8 protein-coding genes are annotated in these 13,950 nt (G+C 65.4%); 3 read left to right on the top strand and 5 right to left on the bottom strand.

The features are described from left to right. Positions 1-715: 715 nt before the first annotated feature. Together VF746_01745 and VF746_01740 are read right to left on the bottom strand one after the other, a co-directional pair. Positions 716-2,662 carry a hypothetical protein gene (locus tag VF746_01745; GenBank protein ID HEX8691136.1) on the bottom strand — a complete coding sequence of 649 codons (1,947 nt, stop codon included), beginning with the start codon at positions 2,660-2,662 and terminating at the stop codon, positions 716-718. A gap of 55 nt (positions 2,663-2,717) precedes the next feature. After that, positions 2,718-3,380 carry a DUF305 domain-containing protein gene (locus tag VF746_01740; protein ID HEX8691135.1) on the bottom strand — a complete coding sequence of 221 codons (663 nt, stop codon included), beginning with the start codon at positions 3,378-3,380 and terminating at the stop codon, positions 2,718-2,720. Between the two features lie 521 nt (positions 3,381-3,901). On the opposite strand from VF746_01740, the gene VF746_01735 reads away from it, so the two are divergent. From VF746_01735 to VF746_01725, 3 genes are all read left to right on the top strand, one after another. Next, a complete protein-coding gene (locus tag VF746_01735) occupies positions 3,902-4,225 on the top strand; it encodes a hypothetical protein (GenBank protein ID HEX8691134.1) in 324 nt (107 codons plus the stop codon). Next, the gene (locus VF746_01730) at positions 4,222-4,482 is read left to right on the top strand and encodes a hypothetical protein (protein HEX8691133.1); all 261 of its coding nucleotides are present in this window, start codon (positions 4,222-4,224) and stop codon (positions 4,480-4,482) included. Before VF746_01735 ends, VF746_01730 begins: the two co-directional genes overlap by 4 nt. Before the next feature lie 476 nt (positions 4,483-4,958). Beyond that, positions 4,959-8,567 carry a ribonucleotide reductase N-terminal alpha domain-containing protein gene (locus VF746_01725; protein ID HEX8691132.1) on the top strand — a complete coding sequence of 1,203 codons (3,609 nt, stop codon included), beginning with the start codon at positions 4,959-4,961 and terminating at the stop codon, positions 8,565-8,567. 602 nt (positions 8,568-9,169) lie between these two features. Here the strand turns inward: VF746_01725 and VF746_01720 are convergent. The 3 genes from VF746_01720 to VF746_01710 all read right to left on the bottom strand — a co-directional run bounded on the left by VF746_01720 (position 9,170) and on the right by VF746_01710 (position 12,078). Further along, the gene (locus VF746_01720; GenBank protein ID HEX8691131.1) at positions 9,170-10,579 is read right to left on the bottom strand and encodes a DEAD/DEAH box helicase; all 1,410 of its coding nucleotides are present in this window, start codon (positions 10,577-10,579) and stop codon (positions 9,170-9,172) included. A gap of 23 nt (positions 10,580-10,602) precedes the next feature. Further along, positions 10,603-11,592: a hypothetical protein gene (locus VF746_01715; GenBank protein ID HEX8691130.1), complete on the bottom strand. Its 990-nt coding sequence runs from the start codon at positions 11,590-11,592 to the stop codon at positions 10,603-10,605. A gap of 276 nt (positions 11,593-11,868) precedes the next feature. Then, positions 11,869-12,078: a hypothetical protein gene (locus VF746_01710; GenBank protein ID HEX8691129.1), complete on the bottom strand. Its 210-nt coding sequence runs from the start codon at positions 12,076-12,078 to the stop codon at positions 11,869-11,871. Between the last annotated feature and the right edge of the window lie 1,872 nt (positions 12,079-13,950).

The following is a 13,950-nucleotide window of genomic DNA, read 5'->3' as shown; positions in this document are numbered from 1 at the left end:
TGCATCGGTCCGGCCTCCTGCCGGCCGCGAGTAGATTCCTCGGGAGCCCGGCCGACTTCGGTGGCGAACGCGAGATCAGCGCATCGGGCTCCACTCGGAATGACAGCTTCCCAATGCACAGCGAATCTCGAAAAACGGTATCATACCAGATTCCGAGATTGAATGTGCATTACAGAAAGGTGTCATCCTGAGGCCGGCCAGACCATAGCCGCGTCCGCGCGAATGCTCGCAGCCCGGAGGATCCATGGCCCGCATTGCGAAGATCTACGCAGCGCGGGCTATAGATCCTTCGGTCGCGTCCAACCATTGGTGCGGGAGCGAGTTGCGCGCAGACGCTCCCTCAGGATGACACCCTTTCAGGGCGCGGAATGCACGATCGATCGTGGAATCCGGTATCATACCACCTTGCAGAGCATCGTTCAGGTACAGCTTCTGAAAAGCCTCACGGAGGACACAGAGGACGCAGAGAACTCAATCGCGTCTTCAGTTCCCTCTGTGTTCTCTGTGTCCTCTGTGTGATTCCAATCTGTTTGGAACCAGAACTATGCTCGGCAACCTGGTATCACACGGAGAAACAGAGAAGCAGAGGATTCGGTTCTCTGTTCCCCTGTTTCTCAGTGTGATCCTGATGAGTGGGACGACGAACGAGAGACGGCGAAGGGGGCCGCCGCGCGCCGCGGCAGCCCCCATCGCCTCACCCACTACCGGGCGGTGCTCAGCGCGCGCCGGCCAGGTCCCGCACGGCGCCCGCCAGCATCCGCACCCTGGCCGCGTCGGAGGAGCCGGCCGCGAAGCCGCTCACCTGCGTGGCCAGCTGCGTGAGCGCCGTCCGCCGCGCCGCGCCCGAGGCGCCCTCCGCCCTGGTCAGGGCCTGGCGCACGCTCGCGATCCGCGCGGTGGAGAGCCCCCGGGAGCGCTCCAGCTGGTCCACGTAGGCGCGGGCCAGCGCGAAGCTGGGCGGCCAGACGAACTTCGGCTGCCCCTGCACGTTCAGGTAGTCCAGGCGCACCGTCTTGGCCGCGTCGATCTCGTTCTGCGAGATGAACTCGCTGGGCGCCAGCTCGAAGATGTCGAGCCCGCGGGCGATCTCGGAGCTCACGATCGCGCCGTTGTACCAGTACGCCGACCACGAGCCGCCCGCGCCGATGCGGGTGGAGTCCGAGGGGCCGCGGTCGAAGAAGGCGATCTCCCGCGGGTTGCGGGGGTCGGTCCAGTCGAAGACCGAGATGCCGCCCTGGTACCACGCCTGCACCATCACGTCGCGCCCCGGGATCGGGATCAGCGAGCCGTTGTGGGCCACGCAGTTCTCCTGCGGGGTCTGCGGCGCCGGGAGCTTGTAGTAGCTCTGGAACCGCATGTCGCGGCGGTTCTCGATGGTGAAGATCGCGTCGGCGCCCCACTCGCGCTTGTCGGTGGCGCGGCACTTGGCCTGGCCGCCGCCGCCCCACTCGTCGCTGAAGAGGATCTTGGTGCCGTCGTTGTTGAAGGTGGCCGAGTGCCAGTACGAGAAGTTCGAGTCGGCCACCGCCGCGATGCGCCGGGGGTTGGCCGGGTCGCTGATGTCGAGCAGGAAGCCGTAGCCCTCGCAGGCGCCGCCCGCCAGGCCGACGGCCGGGAAGACGGTGATGTCGTGGCACTGGGTGGGCCCGGGCCGCGGGCCCTGCGGCTGCTGCGCGAACATCCGGTCGACGATGCTCTGCACGTTGGCGCGCAGCGTGGCGCTGTCGGCCGCCGTGGGCGCCCCGGTGCCGCCGCGGGCCTTCACCAGGGAGTCCAGCAGCTGGGTGACGATGCGCCCCGGCAGCACCCGCTCCACCCCCTGCACCCGCGCCGTGAGCTCGCCCCGCGCGCGCGCGGCCTCCGCGGCCCGGCTGGCGGCGGCGATGTCCTCAGGCGCCTCGCCGTGGCGCGCGGGCGCCGTCAGGTCGTTGAAGATGCGCGGCGAGCTGACGATGGCCGCCTGCTCGGGGTGGGCCAGCGGCACCTTGATCACCTCGATGCGGAAGAGCACCGTGTTGGGGTTCTCTCCCGGCTGCCCGCCCACGCACCCGGCCAGCTCGGTCGGCGAGCGCGGCGGCGCCGAGCCCGAGATGTAGACGTAGACGTTGTCCCTGTCCTTCGGGTCCACCAGCACCGTGTGCGTGTGCGAGCCGCGGCAGGTCTGCACGTTGCCCACGTTGCGCGGGTTGCGGATGTCGCTGATGTCGAAGATGCGCAGCCCGCGCAGGCGGTCCTTGCTGACCGTGTCCTGCACGCCCTGGGTGCCGCAGTCCAGGCGGCCGCTGAGGCCCTCGCCCGAGATGAAGAGCAGGTTGCCGTAGACCGAGACGTCGCTCTGCGACGCCGGGCACACGAGCCCCTTCACCAGGGCGGGGCGGCTGGGGTTGGAGATGTCCCAGATCTGCCAGCCGTTGTAGTTGCCCTGGATGGCGTAGTTGCCCTTGAACGCCAGGTCGGAGTTGGTGCTGCCGACGAAGCCCTCGGCGGGCGGCGTCTTGGAGAGGACGCGCAGGTTCCAGATCGCCTCGCCGGCGTCCATGCGCCCGGGGCGCAGGCCCACGCGCGGGTCGGGGCGCGCCTGGGCGGCGGCCGCCGTGGCGGAGAGCCCGAGGGCGAGCGAGAGCGCCAGCAGCCGGGTGGTGGTGGTGAGGGTGCGTGACATGGCGGTTTCCTTTGCAGATGCGGAATGGATCATACGGCCCTGGGTTGGAATGGGGTCACGGAGAGGGGCTCCCGAACAGGAGATCGGCGAGCATCCGCTGCATCCGCGCGATCTCGGTGAGCTGGTCGACGTTGACGTCGCTGGCCAGCTTGAACACGGTCTCGTCCTGCCCGGCGCCGTAGCTGGAGAACAGCTCCGAGACCATCCGCACGGCGCCCTGGTGGTGCTGGATCATGAAGGTCAGGAAGAGCCGGTCGAACTCCTCCCCCCGGGCCTCGTCCAGCTGCTTCATCTGGGCCTCGGTGAGCATCCCGGGCATCGTGTCGTGCCCGGCGGCGTGGTGCTGGTGCGCCCCCCCGGCGTGCGGCTCGGGCACCGGCTGGGCGCGGTCGCGCAGCCACAGCTGCATCGAGGCGATCTCGTCCTGCTGCGCGTTGATGATCCGCTCGGCCAGGGTGCGGACCTGGGGGCCGGCGCCGTGCGTGGGCGCCATGCGGGCCATCTCGATGGCCTGGGCGTGGTGGCCGATCATGGCGGACATGAAGCGCACGTCCGCCTCGGTCCACCGGCGGGGGACGGTGTCGCCCGCCGCCGGGGAGGCTCCCCGCCCGCCGGCCGCCGGCTGGGGAGGGGTCTGCGCCGCCATGGCGCTGCCGCAGCCCGCCAGCGCGGCGGCGAGCAGGGCCGCGGCGATCCCGCGGGTGTGTGGTGGTCTCATGGGAGCACTGGTGGCATAACGCTTCCGCCCGCGCCTCCGCGCGGCACAAGCTCGCGCGCAACCCACGCGAGCGCAACCTGTTACTCCGCACCGCCGCGTGCGTTTCGCCCCACGCCCCCGCGGCGGGAACGTACACGATAGGCTCCCGCGCCGCCGCGCGCTACGGCTCCAGGCCGAAACGGCCGCTTCGGGGGAGTGTTTCGCGACCTGCACCGCGGAGATCGGCTGCTCCACGCGGGCCCCGCGCCGGGCGCCTGAAGGCGCAGCAACAACGGCGAGAAGCCCGCCTTCGCAGGCTGGTTCGGCGCGGAGGTGGCGTCCGGCGCGTCCGGCCTGGCTCCTCGGGCGCGAAGCGCGCGGGCGCAGCCCGCCAGTCCGCGCAGGCGGACTTCGTGTGGTTGTCGCAGCGGATTCATCCGCCCGGCTCTCCCGGGCTCTCTCCACCTCCTCTCCCGGCACAGAACCTGAAGGTCGCCCACCTCGAGCGGGATCTACCCGCAGTCACTCGAGAAGGAGGGACCATGGGCGGCAAGCGGCCGGACCAGCACAACATCGCCCCGGGCGAGGCGGGCGCCAGCGACTACAAGAACCTGCCGCAGGTGGGCAAGGGGCACGGCAGCGAGGACGACACGGTGCAGGGCGACAAGCACAAGGTGGCCGCGGGGCTGGGCTCCGGCGGCGGCTCGGGCCAGCACTTCTTCGACCCGGACCACCCGCAGCCGTCGCGGCACGCCAGCGCCGGCCACCGGGTGGACGAGGGCGGCGAGGGCGACCTCGAGGCCGGCGAGCGCGAGCGGGAGCTGCGCGGCACCGAGGACCCGCGGGAGAGGGGAGTGGGCGCATGAGCCAGCCCGGACCGCGCAAGGAGGTGGGCGGCGCCGAGAGCTCGCAGCTCCACCCGCCGCACACCGACGTCAACGCCCGGGGCGCGCCGGTGCAGGACGAGACGCAGAGCCCCGGCGACGTCCCCACCCTGGGCGCCAACGCGCACGGCAGCGACAAGGGCGCCGGCGAGGACGCGCCGGGGCACATCGACCCCACGAGCGCGTACGACCGCCGCCCGGGCGAGGACAAGGACCGGGAGGAGACGGAGATGCCTTGACCCCAGTGCGAAGTGCGAAGTGCGAAGTGCGAACCACCGGGCGGAAGCTGCCGACGCAAGTACTTCGCACTTCGCACCTCGCACTTCGCACTGCCGTTACAACTTCGTGGCCTCTTTCACGCGGGTTCGTGATCACGAACCCGCGTCGGCTTTCCCGGGCGTCCAGTTTTCCTCCCGGGTTAGCCGGGTGAACGACGTTCACTCGCGCGACCTTTCGCCGCTCTCCGGGGCGTGTACGGTATATCAGGTGCTGCCGGTTCGGCAGGACGCGGAGGGATGGAGAACAGGGTTGACGGCGGAGCGGGCACCACAACATATTGTGTTCCCACCCGCAACAAGCCCCAACGTATGGGGACCGTGGATAACCTTTCCACACCGCAACGCCAGTCACCGCAACCCATTTCCGCGTTTTCCACAGCTTCCACACGAGCTGTGCGGCTGGTTTTTCCACAGAACGAAGAGAGAGGACCGTGTCGATGAACCCTCCCGCCCCCCTCCCGTCCGTGGCCGCGCCCCCCGCGCCGGTCGACCTGCCCCGCGCCGAGCTGTCCGACAACGCGCGCATCGTGCTCGCCAAGCGGTACCTGAAGAAGGACGAGAACGGCAGGCCCACGGAGGGGCCCGAGGAGATGTTCTGGCGGGTGGCCCGCACCATCGCCGCCGCCGACCTGAGGTACGGCGCCACGGAGGAGGAGGTCGACCAGCTCGCGCGCGAGTTCTACCTGCTGATGACCCGCCGCGCGTTCGAGCCCAACTCGCCCACGCTGATGAACGCCGGCCGCCCCCTGGGGCAGCTCTCCGCCTGCTTCGTCCTCCCCGTCGAGGACGAGCTCTCCAACGGCGGCAGCGGCATCTACGACACGCTCAAGTCGATGGCGCTCGTCCACCAGTCGGGCGGCGGCACCGGCTTCGGCTTCAGCCGCATCCGCCCCAAGGGCGACCACGTGCGCAGCACCACCGGCGTGGCCAGCGGCCCCGTCTCGTTCATGGCCCTCTACGACGCCTCCACCGAGGTGGTCAAGCAGGGCGGCACCCGGCGCGGCGCCAACATGGGGATCCTGCGCGTCGACCACCCGGACATCCTGGAGTTCATCGACTGCAAGCAGGACATCACCAAGATCACCAACTTCAACATCTCCGTCGCCATCACCGACGCCTTCATGCGCGCGGTGGAGAAGGGCGAGGAGTACGACCTGGTCAACCCGCGCAACGGCGAGGCGGCCGGGCGGCTCGACGCGCGCACGGTCTACGACCGAATCGTCCAGAACGCGTGGCGCACGGGCGAGCCCGGCGTGTTCTTCGTCGACCGGGCGAACTTCTACAACCCGGTGCCGCACCTGGGCGACTACGAGGCCACCAACCCCTGCGTCACCGCCGACACCTGGGTGCACACCGCGGAGGGGCCGCGCCAGGTGGCCGAGCTGCTGGAGCGGCGCTTCGTGGCGCGCGTGAACGGCGAGGACCACGCCTCGGGGCCGCGCGGCTTCTTCCGCACCGGCGTGAAGCCGGTGGTCCGCCTGCGCACGGCGGAGGGGTACACGCTGCGGCTGACGGCCGACCACCGCGTGCGGCGCGTGGCGGCCAGGAGCCGCTGGGCCATGCGCACCGAGTGGTGCGAGGCCGGCCAGCTCGCGGCGGGCGACGAGGTGGTGCTGAACGACCACCGCGCGGGCGCCTGCTGGGCCGGCGCGGGGACCCGCGAGCAGGGCTACCTGGTGGGGCTGCTGATCGGCGACGGGGTGCTCACCGGGGAGCGCGCCGCCCTCTCGGCGTGGGAGCGCGCGGCCGTGGCGAACGGGCCGGCGGCCGGCTTCGGGCCCGGGGCGCGCGCGGTGATGGAGGCGGCCGAGGCGGCCGCGCACACCCTGCCGGCGTGCGCCCACTTCTCCGGGTGGAGCGCCGATTCGGCGAGCGGCGAGCACCGCCTGGCGCTGGGGGCGCTCAAGTCGCTGGCCGACACGCTGGGGATGCGCCCCGACCGGCGCGCCGTGACCCCCGAGGTGGAGCGCGCCTCCAGCGACTTCTACGCGGGCGTGCTGCGCGGGCTCTTCGACGCGCAGGCCGCGGTGCAGGGCGGGCAGGGCCGGGGCGGCAGCGTGCGGCTGGCGCACGCCGGGGCGGGGCTGCAGGCGGTGCAGCGGATGCTGCTCCGGCTGGGGATCGCCAGCCGCATCGAGAAGGGCCCGCGCGAGGAGCTGGTGGTGGCGGGCGAGAACCTGGGCCGCTTCGCCGAGCGGGTGGGCTTCGCCGACGTGGAGAAGGCCGCGCGGCTCAACGAGCTCCTCTCCCGCGGCTCCGGGGCGCTGCACCGCGAGCGCTTCACCGCGCGGGTGGAGAGCGTGGTGGCCGACGGCGAGGAGGAGGTGTTCGACGCACAGGTGCCGGGGCTCAACGCCTTCGACGCCAACGGGATCTACGCGCACAACTGCGGCGAGCAGCCGCTGCTGCCGTACGACGTCTGCAACCTGGGCTCGGTGAACGTGGGCGCCTTCGTGCGCGACGACGTCCCCGCCGACGCGCCCTGGTACGAGAAGGTGGACTGGAAGGAGTACCGGCGGGTGACGCGGCTGTCCACGCACTTCCTGGACAACGTGATCGACGCCAACCAGTACCCGCTCCCGGAGATCCACGACCTGGCGCACCGCATCCGCCGCATCGGGCTGGGGGTGATGGGCTTCGCCGACCTCCTGGTGCGCCTGGGGGTGCCGTACAACAGCGACGAGGGGGTGGAGATCGGGCGGCGCATCATGCAGTTCCTCGACGAGGAGGCCAAGGCCGAGTCCGAGCGGCTGGCCGGGGTGCGCGGCGCCTTCCCCGAGTGGGAGAAGTCGATCTGGGGCCCCGACGAGACCGCCGCGCGCGCGCCCAACGGCGAGCGCATCCGCCCCGAGCGGCGGCTGCGCAACTGCAACGTCACCACCGTGGCGCCCACCGGCACCATCTCCATCTTCGCCGGCTGCTCGTCGGGGATCGAGCCGCTCTTCGCCGTGGCCTTCATGCGCAACCAGGCCGGCGCCATGATGCCCGACGTGAACGAGGACTTCGTGGCCGCGGCGAAGGCGGGCGGGTGGTACTCGGCCGAGCTGATGCAGCGCATCGCCGAGCAGGGGCACATCCACTTCCCCGAGGTCCCCGAGGCGGTGCAGCGCGCCTTCGTCACCGCGCACGACACCACGCCGGAGTGGCACGTGCGGATGCAGGCCGCCTTCCAGGAGCACTGCGACTCGGCGATCTCCAAGACCACCAACTTCCCCCACGAGGCCAGCGCCGAGGACGTGCGGGTGATCTACGACCTGGCCTTCCGGCTGGGGTGCAAGGGCGTCACGGTGTACCGCGACGGCAGCCGCGACAACCAGGTGCTCAGCACGGGGGCCACGAAGACGCCGGCGCAGCAGCAGGCCGAGACGGCGGAGCTGGCGGAGCTGCGCGCGAAGCTGGCCGAGGCCCTGGAGCGCAACGCCAGGCTGGAGCGCGAGATGGTGCGGCTGCGCGAGGCGCTGGGCCAGGCCGAGCAGCAGTCCGCGCAGAGCCGCCGGCAGAAGCGCCGCCGCCCCGACGTGCTGCGCGGCACCACGCGCAAGATGACCTCGCCGCTGGGCGACGTGTACGTGACCATCAACGAGGACGAGCGGCACCAGCCGTTCGAGGTGTTCGCCACGCTGGGGAAGGCGGGCTCCATCGCCATGGCCGACGTGGAGGCGATCGGGCGGCTGATCTCGCTGGCGCTGCGCTCCGGGATCCCGGTGGCCGAGGTGTACCAGCAGCTGCGCGGCATCTCGTCGGACAAGGCGATCGGCTTCGGGCCCAACAAGGTGCACTCGGTGCCCGACGCCATCGCCCAGGCGCTGGGGCTGCGCGAGCAGGAGAAGCAGGGCATCCAGCAGGAGCTGATCCCCGAGGCGGTGCTGGACGCCGAGAACCCGGCCGACGCGGTGATGCGCACGGCGGCCGACCCGCCGCAGCTCACGCTGAGCTACCACGACGGCGAGACCGCCATGGGCATCTGCCCCGACTGCAAGAGCCAGCTCGAGTTCGCTGAAGGCTGCATGAAGTGCCACTCCTGCGGCTACAGCGAGTGCGGGTGAGGCGTAGCGGCGAGATGCGCTGAAGATTCAGAGGGCGGATGTGGTGTAAAGGGCCTCCGGCGTGAGCCGGAGGCCCTTTACGTTGGTGAAGTACCTGGCCGCCTTGGATAGTTGTGTGGACTACGAAACACCCCTCCAGACATTGACAATCTACCGGCTGCGAACTTTAGCCACACGCCTTTGCAACTGCTGCTGTAGGCGATTGTACGTACTCGGGAGAGCAGTGGCTTTGAAATCGTGTTCCCAAAAGCGCAAGACTGAATAGCCCAGCGCGCGGAGCTTGCGCCTGTTAGTACGATCACGACGCACGTTCTTGTCCAGCTTCGGACCCCAATACTCCTGATTGCTTAAGGGACGATGGCCGTGCTTAGGACATGAATGATAGAAACACCCGTCAACAAAGATGATCAGGCGCAAAGACGGGATCACGATGTCAGGCCGCCCTGGCAGGCTGTTGACGTTTTGGTCAATCCGCCAACGGTGTCCTAGAACGGCACGGACGGCCGTGTAGAGTTTCGCTTCCGGCTTAGTTCCACTGCAGCGGATGCGCGACATGATCTCGCTACGCTTCTCCGTACTAAAAATATCAGCCATCGGCAGATTTAGGCGGTGGCGAGGCGCGAAGGCAGTTCGTTGGACTTCAGCATCAGGCAGAATTCCTCCGGGTTAAGATCAGCGATTGAAAACGACGTTGGGTCGTCTCCAACAATAGTCTGCGACATGGCCGCCTTTCTCTCAAGTGCTTGCGTGATTACCCGATCGATGGTGTCGGCAGCAAGCAGCCTGATATACGTGACGGGAACTCTTTGGCCGATTCGGTGGTTCCGATCCTGACTCTGTGCATAGAAGTCATAGCGCCAGTTCAGAGTCTCATAGATCGCGTATGTGGCTGCGGTAAGCGTGAAACCTGTGCCTGCGGCCGCGGGATTTCCGACCAGCACGCGGATATCTGGATCTTCCTGAAACCGCCGGGCGATCTCCTGGCGGTCTTCCGACGGTACCCCTCCGAAGAGGGCGACAGCGCCGTAGGTCCGGTATCGCTCTAGGATTTGCTGGATAGTTCCCACATAATAGGACCACACGATTACTTTGCGTCCGTTCGCGGCTACAATCTCCTCCATCAGTGCGTCAAGTTCCGAGATCTTCGCAGGCAGGCGCGTCTCTCCAGGCAAAATCAGTCTGGGGTTGCTCGCAATCTGGGACAATCTGAGCAGCCGGGTCAGCGCAGTTGAAGCAAAGGTTGAGTATGCCTCGGGCGACATGGCTTCAACGTCTCGGATAAACCCATCACGGAAGCTATCGTAGAGGGCTCGCTGCCAAGGAGGAAGCGTAATGGTGAGATCGACAAATGTCTTCTCAGGCAGATCCAAGCACTGCTCTTTCGTTCGGCGGAGAAGGTACGGCGCAACATGCTCTGCGAGGCGCTTGTGAACGCTCGGATCGGAACCCGCATTGCCGTAGTCCAACATAAACATCTCGAACTTCGCCCCTCTCTCTCCAGCGACGATTGCGAGTTGACTGTAAATGTCCTCGGGACTGTTCGTCACTGGAGTCCCGGTAAGAAGCCAGCGGTACTCAGCACTCAGCGCGAGATGCTGAGCCGCGACAGTCGTCAAAGATCGACGATTCTTCACGTTATGTGACTCGTCCAGCACCAACACCGTTTTCCGCACCACCATCAAAGCGCGCAAGGCAATAATCTCTGCGCGCGCTGCTTCGTAGTTGATTACGACAATGTCTTCAGCAACTCCCGTGAGATCTTCACGTCGTTCTCTCATTGTACCAGAGATCACCCGGACGCGAAGGTCCGGCGCGAAGCGTGCCACCTCGGCACGCCAATTCCCTTTCAACGAGTTTGGGCAGATAACCAACATCAAGTTGGCTGCTCGGGACCACCGCAACCGGCGAAACGCTTCAATCGCCACCAGTGTCTTCCCGAGCCCCTGCTCAAATGCGAGAAGGCCGATCCGGTTTCGGAGGAGAAAATCCACTCCCTCCTCTTGGTGCCGCATCAGTGGTGGTGGTGCAATGGGAATCATGGCTCTACGAGTCCGTGCGACTTAGACGACACTCTGGTCTTCTCCCACCGATCCCGGAAATCCTCCATTCCAGCAGCCAAAGCTACAAAATCTGCTTCTGTTACCGCCCGCACTTCACGAAGGGGCGCATCCTCGAGAGCCTTTACAAACTCGCGAAGGCGAAAACGTAGAATGCCCACACCGCCTCCTAAGTGCGAAGCCAACAAAACAACAGACCGTTGAAGTTCCTCAAGGTCATCAACGTTCAGTGCATCCGGCTCGCGTGCAACCGTACGTTCAATTTGTGAGTAAATTCCTTGAATCTTCGCGCGTATGCTGGTATTTCCAGCTTTTACCTCGGTGGCCAGCCGGTGCGCGACCTCCTTCTCGCCCGATTGCAGCCGCGTCCATTTTTCGGGATCGCTGTAATACTGAGACATGAATCTGGCGTCACGGTACTCCTTGAATACACCCGCAGCGACCATGTTAAAGACCTCGGCTTGGAGCGCTTCATCTGTTTTGACGCGCGGTCCAAATCCTGGTGCTTTGCTGATCTCCTCTAGCACACTGAAATTGTCGAGCGCCAGCTTCTCAGCATCGTCACTATCAAGATGCTCTACAAACTTCTCTGCGAACTGATATGCGTCTCTCAGTCTCACAACCCAAGAAATGCTCTTTCCAAGAGATGCAGCTAAGTCAGTCGCGCTCATAACTGGTAAGTTTCCATTTAGGGGCATTACATTATCATGTACAAACTTCGCTTCGATGTAGCGTCCCCAGTTCCGCACTGCGTCGCCACGCACATGAATACGCGCGAGCAAAATCGCGCGATACCGCTCATTGAAGTTCTCGGGCAGAACCTTTGCGGTGACGTAACGGAACTGGTCAGCTCGGTGCTCGTCTTTCGCGCGGAGCAACAGATCGCGCAGACACGTAACGCGTGTTGCACCCTCAAGCACTAAGTATTTTTGGTAGCCAGAACCTTTCCAAACATAGACCGGCTCCATCTGTCCCAAATCCTGAATTGACTTTCGCAAGCCCTCATAGCCGGGAGTTTTCCTAAGTGCCGCCTCCAGCTCTTCCTCAGAGGTTAGCGGCCCTCCTACTGTGTACGGGAACAGCCGGGGGTTCAAAGGCCATAGGGATACATCATCCTGAACGTGGAGCCGCACTTCTGGAAGTTCGAATTCCCGGTCTCCGATACGTTCGTGGTGGACGCGCTGAGGGGGCCGGTGGTCGAGTAGTGCAGACTTAGATGGCATGGTGACGTCTGTTGAGGGTTGTTAATCTTTCGCGCGCGCGACAATCACCGTGACGGCCGCGATCAGAACGAAGGCAGCGATGAAGGCCAGCAGTCCTTCGACGCCGCCACGCTGCAGCGCAGCCATGCAGAGCATCCAGACGAGAAAGACCTCGAGCGCGAAGAACTGCAGGCGGGTCCGCACGCGGAGCGCCTGTACCAACTTTCCGAACCAGCCTGAGGGATCGGACATCACTGTTTCACTCCCTTCCATCCCTTACGCAACCAGGGGTTAACGCTGGCCGCTTGGGCGCTCCCGCCTACTTGCTAGGGCAAGTGAAAACAAGTCCTCCGCAAGTATCGTGCAGCTTACAGCCCACGTCCGACAGTGTCAAGGGCGGCGTGTAGGGGGCGGTCCCTGGCGCTCACCGTGCTAAGTGTCAGGATGATACCCAAAGAGGAGCAACATACAATATATTGTGGCGCCACCAAATATGAGCACGTTATGTGGTACTGTACGGCAGCAGATAGTGTTGATAGCTTTCAAGCTGCGAGCTGGCGGGGCGTTGTTAGTGCCGTTCGAGAGGGCTCCTCGTTCCCCTGCTCAAGAACTCCCCGATGCCTAGCAGCCGCTCCTCGATGACTGCCACGTACTTCGTGCGGCGAGTGGCGACCGCGCTCCCAGGACCTACCTGCATCGATGTCTTTGCAGGTGCGGGCGGCTTGGCGGAGGGCTTTCGCCAAGCAGGCTTTCGCATTTTATCAGGAACAGATGCGGATCCAGATGCGGGGGAAACTTTCCGCAGAAATTTTTCCGAAGCGTCTTTTTTTCAGCGGCCAATTCGCTACGTTCGGGGCAGCCAACTGCTGCGAGATGCGGGTCTGAGGAGAGGAGAGTTGGATTGCCTCATCGGCGGCCCTCCTTGCCAAGCATTTAGCTATAACAATCACCAACGCACTCACAAGAGCCTGCGAGCGGGCCTGTTTCGTAGCTACCTCAGGATTGTCCGTGACTTGCTGCCTAAAGTGCTTGTCATGGAGAACGTCCCGGGAATTCTCACGATCGGAAACGGCGCGGTAGTTACTGAAATCTATAATTCACTCGCGGCACTCGGTTACGAGTGCCAAGCGAGAATCCTGTACGCAGAAGATTTTGGCATTCCTCAAGAGCGGCGCCGAGTCTTTTTTATTGCTACACGGCTAGGTTGGTCAGACCTTCTTTTCCCCGATGGTACTCACGGGCCATTTCCAAAGCCCGATCCTAAGAGCAATCCATTTGTGCATCACTGGGAACGGCGTCCAGGCAAGAAGTACGGTGATAAACGCTCTATAACAGTGTGGGGAGCGATTGGCGATTTGCCGCCTCTGGAGAACGGCGGGTCGGTCGAAGGCCGGGTGTATGTACACCCACCCCGTACAGAACTGCAACGGATTCTACGCGGTCGCGAGCGGTACCTGCACAATCACGCGACGCCGCTGCTGCACGCCACTACCTTGGCTCGGATATCTCATGTACCGCCGGGCGGGTCGTGGCGCGATATCCCTTTTGAGCTCTTGCCTGCGGGTATGAGACGCGCCCGCCGGTCGGATCACACGAAGCGGTACGGTCGATTGCACAAGCGCGGACGCTGCTGTACGATCTTGACTAAATGCGACCCTCACTGGGGGAGCTATGTGCACCCTGTTGATCAGCGGGCGATTTCAGTTCGCGAGGCTGCACGCCTGCAGTCATTCCCAGACCGCTTTGTTTTCGAAGGTCCCCCGAGTAGGCAATTCGTGCAGGTTGGAAACGCCGTTCCGCCACTTCTGGCCCTTGGAGTGGGTCGGGCCGTAAGGGCCCATCTGGAGCAAGCTGCTCAAGATGCGCCCCTACAGGAATTGGAGGCAGCCGATTAGCTGATCAATTCACCAACTGAGATTCGGTCTACATCTGCTCTCGTTATCCCACGCCGGTCACGAAGTGCGTTCTAACCTCGCCTGAGGGCTCCGCTTCGCCCACTCGCGCTCGCCAGCCCCCACCTCACACCACCATCCCCCCGTTTCGTCCCTCCTCCATCGCCTTCTTCCGCGCTCGCTGCGAAATTTTTACCCGCAGCGGGGAACCTCGCGGCGGGTGCGTTGTACA

The sequence above is a fragment of the Longimicrobium sp. genome (assembly GCA_036389795.1).
Lineage (GTDB): Bacteria > Gemmatimonadota > Gemmatimonadetes > Longimicrobiales > Longimicrobiaceae > Longimicrobium.
The sequence above is the reverse complement of the archived record's forward strand: the minus strand, read 5'-3'. Positions and strand labels throughout refer to the sequence as shown.

Bases quoted from the DNA above. Each gene is read 5' to 3' on its own strand.
- VF746_01745 (HEX8691136.1), bottom strand. From the start codon at position 2,662: ATGTCACGCACCCTCACCACCACCACCCGGCTGCTGGCGCTCTCGCTC.
- VF746_01740 (HEX8691135.1), bottom strand. From the start codon at position 3,380: ATGAGACCACCACACACCCGCGGGATCGCCGCGGCCCTGCTCGCCGCC.
- VF746_01735 (HEX8691134.1), top strand. From the start codon at position 3,902: ATGGGCGGCAAGCGGCCGGACCAGCACAACATCGCCCCGGGCGAGGCG.
- VF746_01730 (HEX8691133.1), top strand. From the start codon at position 4,222: ATGAGCCAGCCCGGACCGCGCAAGGAGGTGGGCGGCGCCGAGAGCTCG.
- VF746_01725 (HEX8691132.1), top strand. From the start codon at position 4,959: ATGAACCCTCCCGCCCCCCTCCCGTCCGTGGCCGCGCCCCCCGCGCCG.
- VF746_01720 (HEX8691131.1), bottom strand. From the start codon at position 10,579: ATGCGGCACCAAGAGGAGGGAGTGGATTTTCTCCTCCGAAACCGGATC.
- VF746_01715 (HEX8691130.1), bottom strand. From the start codon at position 11,592: ATGGAGCCGGTCTATGTTTGGAAAGGTTCTGGCTACCAAAAATACTTA.
- VF746_01710 (HEX8691129.1), bottom strand. From the start codon at position 12,078: ATGTCCGATCCCTCAGGCTGGTTCGGAAAGTTGGTACAGGCGCTCCGC.